This window comes from Pseudomonas gingeri, from assembly GCF_013385635.1.
GTDB classification, from domain to species: domain Bacteria; phylum Pseudomonadota; class Gammaproteobacteria; order Pseudomonadales; family Pseudomonadaceae; genus Aquipseudomonas; species Aquipseudomonas gingeri_A.
The window spans coordinates 80,170-101,286 of sequence record NZ_JACAPR010000012.1 but is presented as its reverse complement, the minus strand read 5'-3'; the positions used below and the strand labels follow the sequence as shown (position 1 = coordinate 101,286).

The following is a 21,117-nucleotide window of genomic DNA, read 5'->3' as shown; positions in this document are numbered from 1 at the left end:
TATGTTGTCCAGAACCCTGCTGTGCCTTGCTGTTTTCAGCGCCTCCATGCCCTTGCTGGCCGATACCGTCTGGTTGAAGAACGGCGATCGCCTCAGTGGCAAGATCAAGCTGTTCGACGGCGGCAAGCTGCTGGTCCAGACCGATTATGCCGGGGCCGTTGCGGTGGACTGGGCGCAGGTCAAGACCCTGGAAAGCGATCAGGAACTGCTGGTCAAGCAGGATGCCTACACCGGCGAGAAGATCAAGTCGCTGCAGGCCGCCGATGCCGGCAAGGTCACCCTGGCCAATGGCGAAGCGCCAAAAACCGTGGAGCTGGCCAGTATCCAGCAGATCGTCAAGCCCAGGCCTGTGATCGAAGACCTGGTCTGGAAGGGCAATGTCGACGTGGCCCTGGATTACAAGCGCGCGGAAAAAGACACCGACGACTACGATATTGACTTCAAGACCACGGCTCGCCATGGCGCCTGGCGGCATCACGCCGAAGGTGAGTACAACCGCGAGTTCCAGGACAACGTGGTGACCACGGACAACTGGGGTGTCGAGTATGCCCTCGATCGTTTCATCACCGAAAAATGGTTCTGGCAGGGGCGCCTGACCTACAAGCGCGATCGGGTCGAGGATCTGTCCCGCCAGCGCACTGTCGGTACCGGTCCGGGTTATCAGTTCTGGGATGATGAGCTGGGGGCGTTCTCCCTGGGTTCGCTGATCAACAACACCCACTATGAATATGACGATGGCGAGAAGAAGAATTTCTATTCGCTGGGCATGAAGTGGGACTACAACCGCTACCTGATCGGCAAGACCGTGGAGTTCTTCACCACCGGCGAGGTCGGCCGGCCGTTGAGCGGGCCCTCCAAATACTCTCTGGATGCCGACATGGGCCTGCGCTACAAGGTCACCGAGTGGGCTTCGCTGAACCTCAAGGCCGAACGCGACATTATTAATGGCGACGATGACACCAGCTTGAACAAGACGCGTTACACCGTCGGATTCGGCGTGGCCTGGTAAGGGGCAGGGGTGCTATAAGGCAGCCAGTGGATTTTGCATCGAGGAGTCACAAGGTGAGCGTTGAAGTTGCCAAGAATGCGCGTGAGTTGCTGCTCAAGGAATACCGGGGTGTGTTGTCGACGCATTCCAAGGCCATGCCCGGTTTTCCGTTCGGCTCCGTGGTGCCTTACTGCCTGGACGATCAGGGCCGGCCGCTGATCCTGATCAGCCGGATCGCCCAGCACACCCACAATCTGCAGAAAGACCCGAAATGCTCACTGCTGGTGGGCGAGCGCGAAGCCGAGGACGTCCAGGCGGTCGGTCGCCTGACCTACCTGGCCGAAGCCGAGAAACTCGCCGAGCCCGAGGCCATCGAGGCGGCCGCCGAGCGCTACTACCGGTACTTCCCGGATTCGGCGAGTTACCACAAGGCCCACGATTTCGATTTCTGGGTGCTCAAGCCGGTGCGTCATCGTTATATCGGCGGCTTCGGTGCGATCCACTGGCTGGATCAGGTGAGCCTGGCCAATCCATTCGCCGGCAAGGCGGAGGTGAGCATGGTCGAACATATGAACAGCGACCATGCCAAGGCGATTGCCCACTATGTCGAACTGACGGGGTTGCCAGGCACCGTGCCGGCGCAGTTGGTGGGTATCGACACGGAAGGGATGCACCTGAGGATCGGCCAGGGGCTGTATTGGCTCTGCTTTGAAACACCTTGCAACACGCCGACGCAGGTTCGCGAGGCCCTTGTTTCCCTGGCCCACGCGCAGCAATGGCCGAAAAAGCAGGTGGCCGAGGCTTGAATTCACGAAGTGCCGACGTCATCTGATGTTTACTGGAAGGCATTCTTCCGTAGAGGAACCATTTGATGCGCGCTTTTCTATTGCTCTTTGTGCTGTTTCCGGTGCTGGAGCTGTATGTGTTTTTCCAGGTCAGCACGGCCATCGGCTTTTTCCCGGCGCTGGCGTTGATCATTCTCGGCTCGGCGCTCGGTGTACTGGTCCTGCGGGTGGCCGGCCTGGCCACCGCGTTTCGGGCGCGCGAAAGCCTGAGTCGTGGTGAGCTGCCGGCCCAGACCGTACTTGAGGGCCTGATGCTGGCCTTGGGTGGTGGCCTGCTGTTGCTGCCAGGTTTCATCAGTGACGTGCTCGGCCTGTTGCTGCTGCTGCCCGTCACTCGTCGACTGGCGGTCGGCAAGATGCGTCGACGGGCCGAGGAGCAGGCAATGCGCCAGCGCGCCTTCGCCGATGACCTGCATGCCCGTGGCCAGCACGGCGCAGCGCCGGCCAATGGTCGCCAGCCGAATGTGATCGAAGGTGAGTTCGAGCACCGCGACTCCTGATCGATCGGCATCCTCCACACGGCACCTTCGGGTGCCGTGTGTGTTTTATGGGGACGCTCACTGCAAAAAAAATCGTCACCCGGCCCTTGTAATTATCTTTGGCGACCCTATGTAACGGTCACCGCAAGGTTTTTGGCGTAAACCGCCAGACAGTCTTCTGCGGTTCGCTTGTCGAGCCGCAACCGGCAACGCCGGATTTGCTAACAGGCCGGTATCGATACCGGTCGCTGAAAACCATAATTAGGAGAGATCGACAATGAAGCTTCGTCCTCTGCATGACCGCGTCGTCATCCGTCGCAGCGAAGAAGAAAAGAAAACCGCTGGCGGCATCGTTCTGCCAGGTTCGGCTGCCGAGAAAGCCAACAGCGGTGAAATTCTCGCTGTAGGTACCGGCCGCGTGCTGGACAACGGTGAAGTCCGTGCGCTGGCCGTGAAAGTGGGTGACAAGGTTGTGTTTGGCCCTTACTCCGGCAGCAACACTGTGAAAGTAGACGGCGAAGACCTGCTGGTAATGGCTGAGAACGAAATTCTCGCTGTTATCGAAGGCTGATTCCCGCTCATTTTTCCCGCTACGACAAAGTATTCAAGGAATTACGATCATGGCTGCTAAAGAAGTTCTGTTTGGCGACTCCGCCCGCAAGAAAATGCTCAAAGGCGTCAACGTCCTGGCTGACGCGGTAAAAGCGACCCTGGGCCCGAAAGGCCGTAACGTGATCATCGAGAAGAGCTTCGGCGCTCCGACCATCACCAAGGACGGCGTTTCCGTTGCCAAGGAAATCGAGCTGGAAGACCGTTTCGAAAACATGGGCGCGCAACTGGTCAAAGACGTTGCCTCCCGTGCCAACGATGACGCTGGCGACGGTACCACCACCGCTACCGTTCTGGCCCAGTCGATCGTCAACGAAGGCCTGAAGGCTGTCGCTGCCGGCATGAACCCGATGGACCTCAAGCGCGGCATCGACAAGGCGACCATCGCCATCGTCAAGGAGCTGAAGGCCCTGTCCAAGCCTTGCGCCGACACCAAGGCCATCGCTCAGGTCGGCACCATCTCCGCCAACTCCGACAACTCCATCGGTGACATCATTGCCGAAGCCATGGAAAAAGTCGGTAAAGAAGGCGTGATCACCGTTGAAGAAGGCTCGGGCCTGGAAAACGAACTGTCGGTCGTTGAAGGCATGCAGTTCGACCGTGGCTACCTGTCCCCGTACTTCGTCAACAAGCCGGACACCATGGTTGCCGAGCTGGACGGTCCGCTGATCCTGCTGGTCGACAAGAAAATCTCCAACATCCGCGAAATGCTGCCAGTGCTGGAAGCCGTTGCCAAAGCCGGCCGTCCACTGCTGATCGTGGCTGAAGACGTTGAAGGCGAAGCCCTGGCGACTCTGGTTGTGAACAACATGCGCGGTATCGTCAAGGTTGCTGCCGTCAAGGCACCGGGCTTCGGCGATCGTCGCAAGGCCATGCTGCAGGACATCGCCGTCCTGACCGGCGGTACCGTCATCTCCGAAGAGATCGGTCTGAGCCTGGAAAGCACCACCCTGGATCACCTGGGCAGCGCCAAGCGCGTCACCCTGTCCAAGGAAAACACCATCATCGTCGACGGTGCTGGCGTACAAGGCGATATCGAAGCGCGCATCGCCCAGATCCGTGCCCAGGTTGCCGAGACTTCCTCCGACTACGACCGTGAAAAACTGCAAGAGCGCCTGGCCAAGCTGTCCGGTGGTGTTGCTGTGATCAAGGTCGGTGCCGGTTCCGAAGTTGAAATGAAAGAGAAGAAAGCCCGCGTTGAAGACGCCCTGCACGCAACCCGTGCAGCCGTCGAAGAAGGCGTGGTACCTGGCGGTGGCGTGGCACTGATCCGTGCCCTGCAAGCCATCAGCGAACTGAAAGGCGACAACGCCGATCAGGACGTCGGTATCGCTGTCCTGCGTCGCGCTGTTGAAGCGCCGCTGCGCCAGATCTCCGCCAACAGCGGTGACGAGCCAAGCGTCGTGGTCAACGAAGTCAAGAACGGCCAGGGTAACTTCGGTTACAACGCCGCGACTGGCGAATACGGCGACATGATCGAAATGGGCATCCTGGACCCAACCAAGGTGACTCGTTCGGCGCTGCAGGCAGCTTCCTCCATCGGCGGTCTGATCCTGACCACCGAAGCGGCAGTGGCTGAAGCACCGAAGAAAGAAGGCGCAGCTGGCGGCGGCATGCCAGACATGGGCGGCATGGGTGGCATGGGCGGCATGATGTAAGCCACCCGGCTCCCGTACAGAAAAGCCCCGCCTGGTGCGGGGCTTTTTCATGGGCGCGATTCTGTCTCGCGGGCTGACCGGAGAGAGAGCGGATCGGGGGGGTAATACAGCGGGGGCGCCCGATTTTACCGGTGACACTGTGCCCAGGCCGTGAACCTCGAGTGAAAAAACCATTAAATCTTCGTGCCCTAGCGGTGAGCCGAACTACACCTTAAGCTGCGCGGGCCATGACGGCCGTTACTGCGTACGGAGAAAGTACCCATGCGAATTCTACTGGTTGAAGACAACCGCGATATCCTCGCCAACCTGGCCGACTACCTGGGGCTTAAAGGCTATACCGTCGATTGCGCGCAGGACGGCTTGTCGGGTCTGCACCTGGCCGCCACCGAGCACTACGACCTGATCGTGCTCGACATCATGCTGCCCGGGATCGACGGCTACACCCTGTGCAAGCGTCTACGCGAGGATGCCCGGCGCGACACGCCGGTGATCATGCTGACGGCCCGTGATCAGCTCGATGATCGTTTGCAGGGCTTCAAGTCCGGCGCCGATGACTACCTGCTCAAGCCCTTCGCGCTGTCGGAGCTGGCGGCGCGTATCGAGGCGGTGTTGCGGCGTGCCCAGGGCGGCGGTCGGCGTGCCTTGCAGGTCAGTGACCTGAGCTACGACCTGGATACCCTGGAAGTCACCCGCCAGGGGCGCCTGCTCAAGCTCAATCCGGTGGGCCTGAAACTGCTGGCGGTGCTGATGCAGAAAAGCCCGCACGTATTGCGCCGGGAAATTCTGGAAGAAGCCCTGTGGGGCGACGATTGTCCGGACAGCGACAGCCTGCGCAGCCATGTGCACCAGTTGCGCCAGGTGATCGACAAACCGTTCGACAAGCCGTTGCTGCACACCGTGCATGGTGTCGGTTACCGCCTGGCCGAGGGCCGTGATGGAGTTTAAGCAGAGTCTTGCCCAGCGGATCATCATTGCCTTTGCGTTGATGAGCGCGTTGGTGGCGGGTGCCTTTGCCATGGGCATCGTCGCCACGGTCCACCTGGTCGAGGAAAAACTGATCTCCGCCGGCCTGGGCGGCGATCTGCAGCGTCTGCTGCTGATGGACAGCGTGGGGGACTGGAGCCACCGGCCCGAACCCGACCAGTTGTTCTACTACAGCGGCGGCAAGGGCGATTTCGAGTTGCCCAAGGATTTGCGCCACCTCGATCCGGGATTTCATGAAGTCTTTCGCGAACAGCTGTCCTATCACGCCATGGTCGAGGTGGTTGATGGCCGGCGCTACGTGCTGTTGCAGGACCAGAGCGACTTCGAGGAGCGTGAGCGGGTGTTGTTCGCCGTAGTGCTGGTGGGGTTTGTCCTGGCCCTCGCCCTGGCGGTGTTCCTCGGCTGGGTCCTGGCTCGACGGGTGATGGCTCCAGTGGTGCGGTTGGCCCGCCAGGTACGTCACCGCGACCAGTTGCTCGGGCTCGCGCCACCCCTTGCGCCTGACTATGCGGCGGACGAGGTGGGTGAGCTGGCGGTGGCGTTCGATGCAACGCTGGGGCGCTTGCGTCAGGCCCTGACCCGCGAACGGCTGTTTACCAGTGATGTCAGCCACGAACTGCGCACGCCCTTGATGGTGCTGGCCAGTTCCTGCGAGCTGTTGCTGGAAAACCCGGCGATCGATCAGCGTGGTCGTAACCAGGTCGAACGTATCGCCCGGGCCTGCGAGGAAATGCGCGAGCTGGTGCAGACTTTCCTGATGCTGGCCCGTGCCCAGCGTGAAGACGCCAGCATGTCGCCGCAGGTTTCGCTCAAGCTGGTGGCCGAGGATCTGATCGGCCTCTGGCGGGCACCTATCGAGGGAAAAGGCCTGGAGCTGATCTTCGATCCGGGCAATCCCCTCGATACGCGTTACAACGCGACGTTCCTGCACGCGGTGATGGGCAATCTGTTGCGCAATGCCCTGCATTACACCGAACAGGGCTTTATCCGCCTGACACTCGAACCGACGGGCTTCGTGGTCGAGGACAGTGGTGTCGGGATCCCGGAAGAAAAGCGCGAGGCGATGTTCCAGCCTTTTGTGCGGGGTGATGAGAAGCGTGGTGAAGGCCTGGGCCTGGGGCTTTCGCTGGTGCAGCGGATCTGCGAGAACCAGGGCTGGTATGTCAGCCTGACGACCATGCAGCCCAATGGTTGTCGCTTCCATGTGGACCTGACGCGGCCCACTGCCTGATTCCTCCCGCCGTGCCCTGTTTCTTCAGGGCACAGACTTCGTCGAAGTGTACAGATATGGCCCTCGGCTATCACGGCTAGCCTGTAAAACTTTGTAATGGTTTGTTCGAGGCAGAACAAAATTTTCACGAGGGGACGACCTGTCGCTGACACGCACCGACCTACTGTGGCGGTGGTTAGCTACAGGAGATTGCGATGAATTCCCCGATAAAACTTGAATTTTCCGACAAGTACGACGACAAACATGCCCAGCAGTATCTGCTCAAGCACAAGGAAGGCTTGGCGCGTCGGTTGTCCCACAAGCGTGATGAGCAACTGGCGCGTGCCGCGTTGGCCCTGGCCGGCGAGCCTGGCCTGGTGCTCGACTTGCCGTGCGGTGCCGGACGGTTCTGGCCACTGTTGGCGGAGAAACCCAACCGGGTGATCATCGGTGCGGATAACTCGGCGCCCATGCTTGAAACCGCGCTCAAGGCGCAGCCGGCCGACGTGGTCAAGAGGATACGGCCGCTGCAAACGTCGGCATTTGATATCGACTTGCCTGATAACGCCGTCGACAGCATTTTCTGCATGCGCCTGCTACACCATATCGGCGAATCGGCGCATCGTATGGCCTTGCTGGAGGAGTTTCAGCGGGTAACCCGTGACAGCGTGATCGTTTCACTCTGGGTCGACGGCAATTTCAAGGCCTGGAAACGCAAGCGCCTGGAGCGCGAGCGGCAGGCCGACGGTGCACAGGACGGTTATCAGAACCGTTACGTGCTGCCTGCGGCCAAGGTAGAAGAAGAATTCAGGCAAGCGGGGTTTCGCATCCAGGAGCATCTGGATTTCTTCCCGCTCTACGCCATGTGGCGGGTTTATATATTGCGCAAGAGGTAACAGGATGACCGTTGAGTACGTATCGCACGCGAAAGATGTCACCAAGGATCGCTTCGAGTATTTCTGGCAACAGAAGGGTGAGTGGGTTGAAGAGCCCAACCAGCGTCGAGGCGGGGAGAGTGGCGTCCAGCGAGTGATGGGTAGCAGCGGTCGACTGTTGTATGTGAAACGCCAGGTGGGGCATACCTACCGCAGCCTGTTGCACCCCTTCGGTCGTCCGACGGTCCTGCGTGAGCAGGCTGCGCTGAAGGGGTTGCGCATGTTGGACGTGGCGGTGCCCGAACTGGTGTTCTGCGGCGCCCGGCGCGGTGACGAGGGGGCGTGGCAGGCCTTGCTGGTCACCGCGGCGCTGGATGGTTTCACCGAGATCGAGAACTGGTATGCCGAGGGCGGTCGTGAGCGCCACGGCGAGGTCGTGCATGATCGTGTGCTGCAGGAACTCGCCGAGACTCTGGCGCGGATGCACCGCGGTCGCTGGCAGCATGGCTGCCTGTACATCAAGCACGTGTTTGTTCGGGTCAGCGGCGAAGGTGAGTCGGCCAATGTCGAGGTGGCGCTGCTGGATCTGGAGAAGGCTCGCCAGCGCTTGAGCCGCCGACGGGCGGCGAGCCATGACATGAAGCAACTGCGGCGCCATTCGTCGTGGAATGACACGGACTGGAACAAGCTGAGCTATTTTTACGGTATGGCGTTCGGCAGCACCATCAAAGGTTTACGGCGATGAAGTTAGAAATAGCTCGAGGTTTGTTCTTGCTCAGTGCCCTGGCCATTGCTTCGCTGGCCCTGGTGGTCTGGGAGCAGCCAGGGACGAAGATACTCACCACGGCCAATGGCAGTGGTCATTGTCCCTTGCCGCGGGTGGCCAAGGCTGGCGCCGACGCCAAGCCCGATCACGATCTGCTGTTGTTCATGTTCGGTCTTTCCCAGGGACTGAAGCCGCAAAGTTGAAGAACCATTGGCCTCTCGAAAGCCTCGTGACTCACGAGGCTTTTTCTTTTTTGGCGGCATGCCCGTTGGGGCAACCCGTCGGGACTAGCGCCGCGTTGACAGATACGCGTCGTAGTCCGGTACCCGATACTCGTGGGCCTGCTCCATCAGCGGGCTGCTGAGCAGGTAGTCGGCGGTGCATTCGTTGCAGGCCACGGGGATGTTCCAGACCGCCGCGACGCGCAGCAAGGCCTTGATATCCGGATCGTGGGGCTGTGGTTCGAAGGGGTCCCAGAAGAACACCAGCAGGTCGACACGCTGTTCGGCGATCCGCGCGCCGAGCTGCTGGTCACCGCCCAGCGGACCGCTGATCATGCTTTCCACCGGCAGACCCAGGCGTTTGTTCAGCAGCAGGCCGGTGGTCCCGGTCGCCACCAGTTCGTGCCGGGCCAGGCGATCCTTCTGTCGCTCGGCCCAATCGAGCAGGAATACCTTGCAGTGATCGTGGGCCACCAGGGCGATGCGCTTGCGCGCCGCCATGGTGTTGCGGGTAAAACTGATACCTATCATCGGTTCCTGCTCCCTACCCGTTCCTTCGTTGCGCGTGCTTATTCCGCGTTGCAAAGCGCCAGGCAGTTATCCAGCATGCGGTTGGAAAAACCCCACTCGTTGTCGTACCAGGCCAGGACCTTGAGCAGCTTGCCGCTGGCCTTGGTGTGGTTGGCGTCGAAGATCGACGACAGCGGATTGTGGTTGAAGTCGCTGGAAACCAGCGGCAGGGTGTTGTAGCCGAGGATCTTCGAGTGCTGGCTGGCTTCCTTGAGCAGTGCATTGACCTCGTCGGCCGTGGCTTCGCGCTTGAGTTGTACGGTCAGGTCCACCAGCGACACGTTGATCACCGGCACGCGCACGGCCATGCCGGTCAGCTTGCCCGCCAGCTCCGGCAGCACCAGGCCCACGGCTTCGGCGGCACCGGTCTTGCTCGGGATCATGTTCTGGGTCGCCGAACGGGCGCGGTACGGGTCGGTGTGGTAGACGTCGGTCAGGTTCTGGTCGTTGGTATAGGCATGGATGGTGGTCATCAGGCCGCTCTCGATACCCAGCTCACGGTGCAGCACCTGGGCCACCGGGGCCAGGCAGTTGGTGGTGCACGAAGCGTTGGAGATGATCTGGTGCGACTGGCGCAGGATGTCATGGTTGACCCCGTACACCACGGTGGCATCGGCGCCTTTGGCCGGTGCGGAAATAATCACTTTGCGCGCGCCGGCGCTAAGATGCGCGGCAGCCTTGGCACGGTCGGTGAACAGACCGGTGCATTCGAAGACCACATCGATCTTCTCGGCGGCCCAGGGCAGTTCGGCCGGATTGCGGATCGCGCTGACCGAGATGCGGTCGCCGTTGACGGTCAGGCTTTCGTTGTCATGTTCTACGCTGGCATCGAAGGTACCGTGGACGGTGTCGTACTTGAGCAGGTGGGCATTGATGGAGCTATCGCCCAGATCGTTGATGGCGACGACCTGCAAGTCCTGGCGGTAACCTTGGGTATAGAGTGCGCGCAGGACGTTGCGGCCGATGCGGCCAAAACCGTTGATTGCGATTCGTAGCGTCATGAGGAAAGCGCCTGTCGTAGTTTTGTTGTTGGAATTACAAGATTATTCGCATAAAAATAGAAAACAAGCCTTTTTAGTGGCAATATTTTGTTTTATCTACAACGAGTGACCTGACTCAACAGGTCCAGATGATTGAAAAGCCCTGTCCTATGAGGCTTTCGGTCAGCTTGGAACCACAGGTCGCCACATCCGTTAGCCTGGAGTTCTACACATGCATCCCCGCGTTCTTGAGGTCACCGAACGTCTTATCGCCCGCAGTCGCGCCACCCGCGAGGCGTATCTGGCACTGATTCGCGGCGCCGCCAGCGACGGTCCGATGCGCGGCAAGCTGCAGTGCGCGAACTTTGCCCATGGTGTGGCCGGGTGTGGCACTGAAGACAAGCAGAGCCTGCGCATGATGAATGCCGCCAACGTGGCAATTGTTTCGTCATATAACGACATGCTCTCCGCGCACCAGCCTTATGAAACCTATCCGGAGCAGATCAAGCAGGCGCTGCGCGAGATCGGTTCGGTCGGTCAGTTCGCCGGTGGAGTGCCCGCCATGTGCGATGGCGTGACCCAGGGCGAACCGGGCATGGAGCTGGGGATCGCCAGCCGCGAAGTGATCGCGATGTCCACCGCCGTGGCGCTGTCCCACAACATGTTCGACGCGGCGCTGATGCTCGGCATCTGCGACAAGATCGTGCCGGGCCTGATGATGGGCGCGCTGCGCTTCGGTCATTTGCCGACCCTCTTCGTACCGGGCGGGCCGATGGTTTCGGGGATTTCCAACAAGGAAAAAGCCGACGTCCGCCAGCGTTACGCCGAAGGCAAGGCCAGCCGCGAGGAACTGCTGGAGTCGGAAATGAAGTCCTACCACAGCCCCGGCACTTGCACGTTCTACGGCACCGCCAACACCAACCAGTTGCTGATGGAGGTCATGGGCCTGCACCTGCCGGGCGCGTCCTTCGTCAACCCGAATACCCCGCTGCGCGATGCGCTGACCCGCGAGGCGGCCTTCCAGGTCACGCGCCTGACCAAGCAGAGCGGCAACTTCATGCCGATCGGCGAAATCGTCGACGAGCGGTCGCTGGTCAACTCCATCGTGGCCCTGCACGCCACCGGCGGTTCGACCAACCATACCCTGCACATGCCGGCCATCGCCCAGGCAGCCGGGATCCAGCTGACCTGGCAGGACATGGCCGACCTCTCCGAGGTGGTACCGACCCTGTCCCACGTCTACCCGAACGGCAAGGCCGACATCAACCACTTCCAGGCGGCGGGCGGGATGTCGTTCCTGATCCGTGAACTGCTGGAAGCCGGCCTGCTTCACGAAAACGTCAACACCGTGGCCGGCCACGGCCTGAGTCGCTACACCCGGGAGCCGTTCCTGCAGGACGGTGAACTGGTCTGGCGTGAAGGCCCGATCGAAAGCCTCGACGAAAACATCCTGCGCCCGGTGGCCCGTGCCTTCTCCCCTGAAGGTGGCCTGCGCGTGATGGAAGGCAACCTCGGGCGCGGGGTGATGAAGGTCTCCGCCGTGGCCCCGGAACACCAGGTCGTCGAAGCGCCGGCGGTAGTCTTCCAGGACCAGCAGGATCTGGCCGATGCCTTCAAGGCCGGTCTGCTGGAGAAGGACTTCGTGGCGGTGATGCGCTTCCAGGGCCCGCGCTCCAACGGCATGCCGGAGCTGCACAAGATGACCCCGTTCCTCGGCGTGCTGCAGGATCGTGGCTTCAAGGTCGCGCTGGTGACCGACGGGCGCATGTCCGGCGCCTCGGGCAAGATTCCGGCGGCCATCCATGTCTGTCCGGAGGCCCATGTCGGCGGTGCGCTGGCGCGGGTGCGCGATGGTGACGTGATTCGCGTCGATGGGGTCCACGGCACGCTGAAGGTGCTGGTGGATGACGCCGAGTTCGAAGCGCGCGAGCCGGCGATCGGTCTGCTGGGTAATAATACCGGCTGTGGCCGCGAACTGTTCGGCTTCATGCGTATGGCCTTCAGCTCGGCGGAGCAGGGGGCCAGTGCGTTCACTTCGGCCCTGGAGACCCTGAAATGAAATTGGCTTTGGTTGGCGATATCGGCGGCACCAACGCCCGCTTCGCCCTGTGGAAAGACAACGGCCTGGATTCGGTCAAGGTGCTGGCCACCGCCGATCACGCCTGTCCGGAAGACGCCATCAAGGTCTACCTGAGCGAGCTGGAGCTGGAATTGGGCGCGGTCGGCGCGGTGTGCCTGTCGGTGGCCGGTCCGGTCAGTGGCGACGAGTTCCGCTTTACCAACAATCACTGGCGCCTGAGCCGCAAGGCCTTCTGCGCGACCTTGCGGGTCGACGAGCTGCTGCTGGTCAACGATTTCTCGGCGATGGCCCTGGGCATGACCCGCCTCGAACCTGGTGACTTCCGTGTGGTTTGCGAAGGCACGCCGGAGCCGCTACGCCCCGCCGTGGTGATCGGTCCGGGAACCGGACTGGGCGTCGGGACCTTGCTGCACCTGGGTGATGAACGCTTCATGGCGCTGCCCGGCGAGGGCGGGCACGTCGACCTGCCGTTGAGCAGCCCGCGCGAAACCCAGCTCTGGCGGCACATTCATGATGAGATCGGGCATGTCAGCGCCGAGACCGCCTTGAGTGGTGGTGGCCTGCCACGGGTCTACCGGGCCATCTGCGCGGTGGATGGACACACGCCGGTGCTGGATACGCCGGAAGCGATCACCGCCGCGGGACTGGCCGGCGATCCGATTGCCCTGGAAGTACTGGAGCAATTCAGTTGCTGGCTGGGGCGGGTCGCGGGCAACAACGTGCTGACCACGGGCGGGCGGGGTGGCGTGTATATCGTCGGCGGCGTGATTCCGCGCTTTGCCGACTTCTTCGTCAAGAGCGGCTTTGCCCGCAGCTTCGCCGACAAGGGCTGCATGAGCGACTACTTCAAGGGCATCCCGGTATGGCTGGTGACGGCACCGTATTCCGGCCTGATCGGCGCGGGGGTGGCCTTGCAGCAGGCTTTTGCCAGCTGATCCGCAATGTTGAATCATGATCGTTCCCACGCTTTGCGTGGGAATGCAGCCGGTGACGCTCCGCGTCACAAGAGCGGACGCGGAACGATCAGCAGGGTTTGCCCGCGAAGGCGCCTGCTCAGACAACACGTGCTTCACGGCTTAATCGATTAAGGCATAATCCGCGTTTCGGTCCTACCCACAACAACAAGGACATCCACCGTGAGCGCAGTCAGTAAGTCCATTCTTCTGGTCGACGATGACCAGGAAATCCGTGAACTGCTGGACACCTACCTCAGTCGTGCCGGTTTCCAGGTGCGTACGGTCGGTGATGGCGCCGGTTTTCGCCAGGCGCTGAACGACGCCCACAGTGATCTGGTCATCCTTGATGTGATGCTCCCCGACGAAGACGGCTTCAGTCTCTGTCGTTGGGTCCGCCAGCATCCGCGCCAGGCCCAGGTGCCGATCATCATGCTCACCGCCAGTTCCGACGAAGCCGACCGTGTCATTGGTCTGGAGCTGGGTGCCGACGATTACCTGGGCAAGCCCTTCAGCCCCCGCGAACTCCAGGCCCGGATCAAGGCGCTGTTGCGCCGTGCCCAGTTCGGCCAGGAACGCAGCGGCAGTGAAGTGCTGGCCTTCGACGAGTGGCGCCTGGACACGGTCAGCCACCGGCTGTTCCATGTCGACGGCGAGGAAGTGATTCTCTCCGGTGCCGACTTCGCGCTGCTCAAGCTGTTTCTTGACCATCCCCAGGAAATCCTCGATCGCGACACCATCGGCAATGCCACCCGTGGGCGTGACCTGATGCCCCTGGATCGTATCGTCGACATGGCGGTCAGCCGGTTGCGCCAGCGCCTGCGGGATACCGAGAAGCCCCCCCGGCTGATTCGCACGGTGCGCGGCAGCGGTTACCAGTTGGCCGCCAACGTCACCACCGCCAATGCTCTCTGAGCTGCGCCGGCGCTTGCCGGTCCCGCGCTCGCTGCTGGGGCGAATGCTGCTGTTGACGCTGTTCGCGGTGCTGCTGGCCCAGACCCTGTCCAGTGCGATCTGGCTCTCGCAATTGCGCGCCACCCAGCTTGAAGGCCTGGTGACCAGTGCCCGCAGCCTGGCGCACTCAATGACCGCCAGTGTCAGCTACCTGCGCTCGTTGCCTCTGGCCTACCGGCCGCTGGTGCTCGACCAGCTGCGCAGCATGGGCGGTACGCGCTTTGTCGTGACTCTGAACGACAAGCCGCTGGACATGAAACTGCTGGGGCCGACCCCGCGCAAGACCGCGGTACTCGATGCGGTCCACGAAGTGCTGCGCCAGTCCCTGGGCAACGATGTCGATATTTCCGTGAGTTTCGTCAGTCCCGACGATCTGCGGATTTTCAACGGTGGCCTGAAGCTCGACGAGCTGCCGCGCTCCTGGGCCCACTACGCCCTGACCCTGGAACCGGTCAACCCGCCGGTGCTGGTGACGCAGATCCAGATGTCGCCGGGCGAGTGGCTGTATATCGCCTCGTTGCTGCCCGAGCCCTACACCAGCCTGGAGGAGGAGGGGCTGCCGTCCCAGCAGCTCTGGTTCATCCTGCTCACCAGCGGTTTCCTGTTACTGTTCATCGGTCTGCTGGTGCACTGGCAGAGTCGCCCGCTCAAGCGCCTGGCCCGCTCGGCTCGGGACATGTCGCTGGGGGCGGAGGAAGTGCGGCCAGTGCTGGAGGGCGGTGGCAGCGAAGTGATGGAAGTCGGCCGGGCCCTCAATACCATGCGTGAACGCATCAGCCGCTACCTGACCGAGCGCAGCCAGTTGTTCAGCGCCATTTCCCATGATCTGCGCACCCCTATCACACGCTTGCGGCTGCGGGTCGAATTGCTCGAAGACGAGAAGCTGCAACTGAAGTTCGGCCGCGATCTCGACGAACTGGAGATGTTGGTCAAGGGGGCACTGCAGTGTGTGAAGGACACCGATATCCACGAGAATATCGAGCCGGTGGACCTCAATCACGCCCTCGATTGCCTGATCGAACCCTACCTGCCGCCCAACGGCAACGGTCGGGTCACGCTGGACGGCCGCGCATTGGCAGCCTTTCCCGGCAAGCCGCTGGCGCTGCGGCGTTGCATGGGCAACCTGATCGACAACGCCCTCAAGTACGGTGACAAGGCTCACCTGCATATCGAGGACGATGACGAAGTGTTTGTCCTGCACGTCGATGATGAAGGCCCAGGGGTGCCCGAGCAGCGTCTGGAGCAGGTGTTCGAGCCGCATTTCCGTCTGTCCGGGCAGCAGCAGGGCTATGGGCTGGGGTTGGGCATCGCGCGCAATATCGCCCACAGCCATGGCGGTGAAGTGAGCCTGCAGAACCTGCGTGAGGGCGGCCTGCGGGTTACTTTGTACTTGCCGCGAAATGCCGACTGATGGAAAGCAGCGCCTGCTCCGCGCTGATCGTCAGGGACGGCTCCTGGGCATTCGGCAACTGGCTGTCGGCTGAGGCGGCTGTCTGCCGGGCCTGACCGATGGCGGCCTGGATACGATGTTCGCGCAAGCGCGAATTGGTCTGGCTGAAGTGTTGCTGCAGGGTTGCCATGGCCTGCTCATAGGGTTCGTCACACAGCGCCAACTGCCGTTGGCGCTCGGCCAGGGCCAGGCGCTTGGCCTGCTCCTCGCCATACCGCTCGACACTGAAGCTGCGGCTCAGGTTGTAGCCGTGGATCCGCGTACTGGCCCGCCAGTAACCGGTGTTGTTGGACTCGATCCGCAGTACGCCCGGATGACCGCTGGTGTTATGCGGCAGCAGGCGCTGGCGGCTTTCATAGGTAAGCACCGGCGGCATCTTCAGCACCAGCGCGTTGCGACATGATTCGGCGGCCAGGCGCGCGCCCGGTTCGCCACCATATTCGTCGAAGGTGAAGGTCCTGCCCACGGGCTGACCGTCGCGCCGCACTTCCACTTTCCAGGCGTACTGCGTCCCTCCCCGGTACAACGGAAAAATGCAGCACTGACGGGCCAGGCGCGGATTGTCGTTAACCATGGGGCATGCCTCCTTGCGGGCGTGGGCTTTCATGGGTCGTGTCATGGGTGAAGTCTGGAAGATTCGCCCAGGCAACGGCGGCCTTCAATGTGGGAAAACTGCTTAGGGAGTGCTCCTACACCGAAAAGGGAAGCGGCCTAGTCGGCGTTTTTCCTACTTGATGGCAAAAAAGCGCTGATGCAGCGGATTATCAGGACAAGTCATTGTCACCGGGTGGTGACATTTTTACCGGCCTTCGTTACCTGTTGTCTGCCGGGTGCTGGTTAGAATCCGCACGATCACAGGCATAAGACCTGGCTCTGAATAAAAACTGAATAACAAGAAAAGGCGACGCCCATGACTGGCGACAGCGTTGAATTTCCATTCGGCAGTTGGCTGGATGCTCCTGCTCACCAAGCCTGGTTGATGGCAGAAGGACAGCGCCTGCTGTCGTTCGCCAAGGCCTCCAGGTTAACTGAAGGTTTCGGCAATCTGGATGCGCGTGGCTGCCTGCCACCCGAGGCCATGGCCGAGACCATGAACACCGCACGCATGACCCACAGTTTCGCCATGGCCCATATCCAGGGGATCCCCGGTTGCCGCGAGCTGGTCGACCACGGTGTCGCCGCGCTCTGGGGACCGCTGCGCGATGCGACCTTCGGCGGCTGGTACGCGGTTGCCGAGCATCGTGATGGCAACAGTGGCAAGGCCGCCTACCTGCATGCCTTCGTCGCGCTCGCCGCCAGTTCGGCGGTGGTTGCCGGCAGCCCGGAGGCCCCTGGCCTTCTAGCCGAGGCGATCCGTGTGATCGACGCGCATTTCTGGAGCGAGGAAGAGGGCACGCTGCGCGAATCCTTCGCCCGCGACTGGAGCAACGAGGAAAGCTATCGCGGTGCCAACAGCAATATGCATGGCACCGAGGCTTTCCTCGCCCTGGCCGATGTCACCGGCGACAGCCGCTGGCTCGATCGCGCGCTGCGCATCGTCGAGCGATTGATCCATCGGCAGGCGGCTGCTGGCGGCTTCATGGTCACCGAGCATTTCGATCATCATTGGCAACCCCTGCCGGGCTACAACGAAGACAACCCCGCAGACGGTTTCCGTCCCTACGGCACGACCCCGGGTCACGGTTTCGAATGGTCGCGGCTGGTGTTGCATCTTGAGGCGGCCCGCCGCGCGGCCGGGCTGGAGACTCCCGGATGGCTGCTGGAGGATGCCCGCGAACTGTTCGCCAGCGCCTGCCGTCATGGCTGGGCGGCGGATGGCGCGCCCGGTGTGGTCTACACCCTGGACTGGGAAAACCGTCCGGTGGTCCGCGAGCGCCTGCACTGGGTGCATTGCGAGGCGAGCGCGACGGCGGCGGCGCTGCTGCGGCGCACGGGCGAGGAGCAGTACGAAACCTGGTACCGACGCTTCTGGGATTTCAACGACCTGCACTTTATCGACCGGCTGCACGGCAGCTGGCATCACGAACTCGATGAGCACAATCAGCCGAGTGCGCGCATCTGGGGTGGCAAGCCCGATCTCTATCATGCCTACCAGGCGGTGCTGTTACCCTGCCTGCCACTGGCGCCTAGCCTCGCGAGCGCTCTGGCACGGGCCTCTGCGCCAAAAAAACGGTTATAAATACATGTAACCATGCCGTGACATTTGCGCATCCCTTCGTTACCTGCGACGGGGCGTGCCTTGACTAGAATCCCATGCAGCGCAAGCACCAGACTTGCATGCATAACAACAAGAAAGGTACTCAGATGAATTCGATTTCTCGCCTCGCCGCAGTGATTTCTCTCGCCTCGTTGTTCCCCCTCAGCGCACAGGCCGCAGACTCGAAAGGGACTGTGGAAGTGGTTCACTGGTGGACGTCCGGTGGTGAAAAAGCGGCTGTCGATGTGCTCAAGGCCCAGGTCGAAAAAGATGGTTTCACCTGGAAAGACGGCGCTGTCGCCGGCGGTGGCGGTGCCACGGCCATGACCGTGCTGAAAAGCCGCGCGGTTGCCGGCAACCCGCCAGGCGTTGCGCAGATCAAGGGTCCGGATATCCAGGAATGGGCGTCTACCGGTCTGCTCGACACTGACGTCCTGAAGGACGTTGCCAAAGAAGAGAAGTGGGACAGCCTGCTCGACAAGAAAGTCTCCGATACCGTGAAGTACAACGGTGAGTACGTGGCAGTGCCGGTGAACATCCACCGTGTCAACTGGCTGTGGATCAACCCTGAAGTCTTCAAGAAGGCCGGGATCGAAAAACCGCCGACCACCCTCCAGGAATTCTACGCTGCCGGTGACAAGCTCAAGGCCGCGGGATTCATTCCGCTCGCCCACGGCGGCCAGCCTTGGCAGGACAGCACCGTTTTCGAAGCGGTGGTGCTCTCGGTCATGGGCGTCGACGGCTACAAGAAAGCTCTGGTCGACCTGGACAACGCCACCCTGACCGGTCCTGAAATGGTCAAGGCGCTGACCGAACTGAAGAAAGTCGCGACCTACATGGACGTCGATGGCAAGGGCCAGGACTGGAACCTCGAAGCGGCCAAGGTCATCAACGGCAAGGCCGGCATGCAGATCATGGGTGACTGGGCCAAGAGCGAGTGGACAGCAGCCAAGAAAGTCGCCGGCAAGGACTACGAATGCGTAGCCTTCCCGGGTACCGACAAGGCCTTCACCTACAACATCGACTCCCTGGCGGTGTTCAAGCAGAAAGACAAGGGCACTGCTGCCGGTCAGCAGGACATCGCCAAGGTCGTGCTGGGTGAAAACTTCCAGAAAGTCTTCAGCATCAACAAGGGCTCGATCCCGGTTCGCAACGACATGCTGAGCGACATGGGCAAGTACGGTTTCGACTCCTGCGCCCAGACCGCCGCCAAGGACTTCCTGGCGGATGCCAAGACCGGCGGCCTGCAGCCGAGCATGGCGCACAACATGGCGACCACGCTGGCGGTACAGGGTGCGTTCTTTGACGTAGTGACCAACTACATCAATGACCCGAAAGCCGATCCTGCCGATGCCGCGAAGAAACTCGGCGCGGCGGTCAAGTCCGCGAAGTAGTTTTCAGCACCGCAGGCTTCCTGTGTAGGAGCTGGCTTGCCAGCGATAGCGGAATATCGGTCACCGGATTTATCCACTGATAAACCGCAATCGCCGGCAAGCCGGCTCCTGCAAGGGATCTGCATGTAGTCCCTTTCCCTGTACTGGATTTTCCCATGAGTTCTGTTGCTGTGTTCAGCAAAGCCTCGCCGTTCGATGCACTGCAGCGCTGGCTACCCAAACTGGTGCTGGCGCCCAGCATGTTCATCGTCCTGGTGGGCTTCTACGGCTACATCCTGTGGACGTTCGTTCTGTCGTTCACCAACTCGACTTTCCTGCCGACCTACAAATGGGTAGGCCTGGCGCAATACGCGCGGTTGTTCGACAACGATCGCTGGTGGGTGGCGAGCAAGAACCTGGCGGTCTTCGGTGGCTTGTTCATCGGCGTCACCCTGGTGATCGGCGTGCTGCTGGCGGTGTTCCTCGACCAGCGCATCCGTCGCGAAGGTTTCATCCGTACCATTTACCTGTACCCGATGGCGCTCTCGATGATCGTCACCGGTACCGCCTGGAAATGGCTGCTCAACCCCGGCATGGGCCTGGACAAGCTGCTGCGTGACTGGGGCTGGGAAGGCTTCCGCCTGGACTGGCTGATCGACCCGGACCGCGTGGTGTACTGCCTGGTGATCGCCGCGGTATGGCAAGCCTCGGGCTTTATCATGGCGATGTTCCTCGCCGGCCTGCGCGGTGTCGATCAATCGATCATCCGTGCCGCCCAGATCGATGGCGCGAGCCTGCCGCGGATCTACTGGAAAGTGGTGCTGCCAAGCCTGCGTCCGGTGTTCTTCAGTGCGGTGATGATCCTGGCGCACATCGCGATCAAGAGCTTCGACCTGGTGGCGGCGATGACCGCCGGCGGTCCTGGCTACTCGTCCGATCTGCCAGCCATGTTCATGTATTCCTTCACCTTCAGTCGCGGCCAGATGGGCATGGGCTCGGCCAGTGCGATTCTGATGCTCGGTGCGATTCTCGCGATCATCGTGCCTTACCTGTACTCCGAGCTGAGGACCAAGCGTAATGACTAGTTTCGCCGCCAAACCTTCCATCAGCCTGAGTCGCATCGCGATCTACGCGGTGCTGATTCTCGCCGTGCTGCTCTACCTGGTGCCGCTGGTCGTGATGCTGCTGACCAGCTTCAAGTCGCCGGAAGATATCAGTACCGGCAACCTGCTGAGCTGGCCGACGGTGATCACCGACATCGGCTGGGTCAAGGCCTGGGCCACGGTCAACGGTTACTTCTGGAACTCGATCAAGATCACCGTCCCGGCGGTACTGATCTCCACCGCCATCGGTGCGTTGAACGGTTACGTGCTGTCGATGTGGCGCTTTCGTGGTTCGCAGCTGTTCTTCGGCCTGCTGCTGTTCGGTTGCTTCCTGCCGTTCCAGACCGTGCTGCTACCGGCCTCGTTCACCCTCGGCAAGATGGGCCTGGCCAGCACCACCAGCGGCCTGGTGTTCGTCCACGTGGTCTACGGCCTGGCGTTCACCACGCTGTTCTTCCGCAACTACTACGTGAGCATTCCCGATGCCCTGGTGAAAGCGGCACGCCTCGATGGCGCGGGTTTCTTCACCATCTTCCGGCGGATCATCCTGCCGATGTCGACCCCGATCATCATGGTCTGCCTGATCTGGCAGTTCACTCAGATCTGGAACGACTTCCTGTTCGGCGTGGTGTTCTCCAGCGGCGATTCGCAGCCCATCACGGTGGCGTTGAACAACCTGGTCAACACCAGTACCGGGGTCAAGGAATACAACGTTGATATGGCAGCGGCGATGATCGCCGGGCTGCCGACCCTGCTGGTCTATGTGGTCGCAGGCAAGTATTTCGTGCGCGGGCTGACGGCCGGCGCAGTCAAGGGGTAATC

Annotated in this window: 21 protein-coding genes; 18 read left to right on the top strand and 3 right to left on the bottom strand. The window is 61.5% G+C overall.

Features of this window, described 5'->3' with window-relative positions:
* Position 1: 1 nt before the first annotated feature.
* From HX851_RS39205 to HX851_RS39160, 10 genes are all read left to right on the top strand, one after another.
* Entirely contained in the window at positions 2-1,009 is a 1,008-nt protein-coding gene (locus tag HX851_RS39205) for a DUF481 domain-containing protein (RefSeq protein ID WP_177065280.1), read from the top strand.
* Between the two features lie 53 nt (positions 1,010-1,062).
* Entirely contained in the window at positions 1,063-1,794 is a 732-nt protein-coding gene (locus HX851_RS39200; protein WP_177065281.1) for a HugZ family pyridoxamine 5'-phosphate oxidase, read from the top strand.
* Between the two features lie 65 nt (positions 1,795-1,859).
* A complete protein-coding gene (locus HX851_RS39195) occupies positions 1,860-2,333 on the top strand; it encodes an FxsA family protein (protein ID WP_177058937.1) in 474 nt (157 codons plus the stop codon).
* Positions 2,334-2,589: 256 nt separating this feature from the next.
* Positions 2,590-2,883: a co-chaperone GroES gene (locus HX851_RS39190; protein WP_019827816.1), complete on the top strand. Its 294-nt coding sequence runs from the start codon at positions 2,590-2,592 to the stop codon at positions 2,881-2,883.
* Between the two features lie 49 nt (positions 2,884-2,932).
* Complete coding sequence (gene groL / locus HX851_RS39185; RefSeq protein ID WP_177058939.1) at positions 2,933-4,579, top strand: chaperonin GroEL; 1,647 nt, start codon at positions 2,933-2,935, stop codon at positions 4,577-4,579.
* Positions 4,580-4,840: 261 nt separating this feature from the next.
* Positions 4,841-5,524 (top strand): two-component system response regulator ColR, encoded by a 684-nt coding sequence (colR, locus tag HX851_RS39180; RefSeq protein WP_177058941.1) that lies wholly within the window; start codon positions 4,841-4,843, stop codon positions 5,522-5,524.
* Positions 5,514-6,794 (top strand): sensor histidine kinase, encoded by a 1,281-nt coding sequence (locus HX851_RS39175; protein WP_177058943.1) that lies wholly within the window; start codon positions 5,514-5,516, stop codon positions 6,792-6,794. Before colR ends, HX851_RS39175 begins: the two co-directional genes overlap by 11 nt.
* A gap of 194 nt (positions 6,795-6,988) precedes the next feature.
* Positions 6,989-7,669, top strand: a complete 681-nt coding sequence (locus HX851_RS39170; RefSeq protein ID WP_177058945.1) for a class I SAM-dependent methyltransferase — start codon at positions 6,989-6,991, stop codon at positions 7,667-7,669.
* Between the two features lie 4 nt (positions 7,670-7,673).
* Positions 7,674-8,393 (top strand): lipopolysaccharide kinase InaA family protein, encoded by a 720-nt coding sequence (locus HX851_RS39165; protein WP_177058947.1) that lies wholly within the window; start codon positions 7,674-7,676, stop codon positions 8,391-8,393.
* Positions 8,390-8,617: a hypothetical protein gene (locus tag HX851_RS39160; protein WP_177058949.1), complete on the top strand. Its 228-nt coding sequence runs from the start codon at positions 8,390-8,392 to the stop codon at positions 8,615-8,617. Before HX851_RS39165 ends, HX851_RS39160 begins: the two co-directional genes overlap by 4 nt.
* 84 nt (positions 8,618-8,701) lie before the next feature.
* Here HX851_RS39160 and HX851_RS39155 read toward each other — a convergent pair whose 3' ends face one another.
* Positions 8,702-9,166 (bottom strand): methylglyoxal synthase, encoded by a 465-nt coding sequence (locus tag HX851_RS39155; RefSeq protein WP_177058951.1) that lies wholly within the window; start codon positions 9,164-9,166, stop codon positions 8,702-8,704.
* 38 nt (positions 9,167-9,204) lie between these two features.
* Positions 9,205-10,206, bottom strand: a complete 1,002-nt coding sequence (gene gap / locus HX851_RS39150) for a type I glyceraldehyde-3-phosphate dehydrogenase (RefSeq protein WP_177058956.1) — start codon at positions 10,204-10,206, stop codon at positions 9,205-9,207.
* Positions 10,207-10,417: 211 nt separating this feature from the next.
* Here gap and edd point away from each other — a divergent pair, with 211 nt between their 5' ends.
* From edd to HX851_RS39130, 4 genes are all read left to right on the top strand, one after another.
* Positions 10,418-12,244: a phosphogluconate dehydratase gene (gene edd / locus HX851_RS39145; RefSeq protein WP_177065282.1), complete on the top strand. Its 1,827-nt coding sequence runs from the start codon at positions 10,418-10,420 to the stop codon at positions 12,242-12,244.
* Entirely contained in the window at positions 12,241-13,200 is a 960-nt protein-coding gene (locus HX851_RS39140) for a glucokinase (RefSeq protein ID WP_177058958.1), read from the top strand. The genes edd and HX851_RS39140 overlap by 4 nt, the downstream gene beginning before the upstream one ends.
* A 201-nt stretch (positions 13,201-13,401) precedes the next feature.
* The gene (locus HX851_RS39135; protein WP_017126236.1) at positions 13,402-14,133 is read left to right on the top strand and encodes a response regulator; all 732 of its coding nucleotides are present in this window, start codon (positions 13,402-13,404) and stop codon (positions 14,131-14,133) included.
* A complete protein-coding gene (locus HX851_RS39130; RefSeq protein ID WP_177065283.1) occupies positions 14,123-15,583 on the top strand; it encodes a HAMP domain-containing sensor histidine kinase in 1,461 nt (486 codons plus the stop codon). Before HX851_RS39135 ends, HX851_RS39130 begins: the two co-directional genes overlap by 11 nt.
* On the opposite strand, the gene HX851_RS39125 is transcribed toward HX851_RS39130, so the two are convergent.
* On the bottom strand, positions 15,552-16,196 hold the full coding sequence (locus HX851_RS39125) for an AP2/ERF family transcription factor (RefSeq protein WP_177058962.1): 645 nt from the start codon (positions 16,194-16,196) through the stop codon (positions 15,552-15,554). The genes HX851_RS39130 and HX851_RS39125 overlap by 32 nt on opposite strands.
* 336 nt (positions 16,197-16,532) lie before the next feature.
* Between HX851_RS39125 and HX851_RS39120 the strand changes: the two genes are divergently transcribed.
* The 4 genes from HX851_RS39120 to HX851_RS39105 all read left to right on the top strand — a co-directional run bounded on the left by HX851_RS39120 (position 16,533) and on the right by HX851_RS39105 (position 21,115).
* Entirely contained in the window at positions 16,533-17,801 is a 1,269-nt protein-coding gene (locus HX851_RS39120) for a D-mannose isomerase (RefSeq protein ID WP_177058964.1), read from the top strand.
* Positions 17,802-17,926: 125 nt separating this feature from the next.
* Complete coding sequence (locus HX851_RS39115) at positions 17,927-19,213, top strand: ABC transporter substrate-binding protein (RefSeq protein WP_177058966.1); 1,287 nt, start codon at positions 17,927-17,929, stop codon at positions 19,211-19,213.
* A gap of 155 nt (positions 19,214-19,368) precedes the next feature.
* Positions 19,369-20,277, top strand: a complete 909-nt coding sequence (locus HX851_RS39110) for a carbohydrate ABC transporter permease (RefSeq protein ID WP_042935312.1) — start codon at positions 19,369-19,371, stop codon at positions 20,275-20,277.
* Positions 20,270-21,115 (top strand): carbohydrate ABC transporter permease, encoded by an 846-nt coding sequence (locus HX851_RS39105; RefSeq protein ID WP_177058968.1) that lies wholly within the window; start codon positions 20,270-20,272, stop codon positions 21,113-21,115. The genes HX851_RS39110 and HX851_RS39105 overlap by 8 nt, the downstream gene beginning before the upstream one ends.
* Positions 21,116-21,117 lie beyond the last annotated feature (2 nt).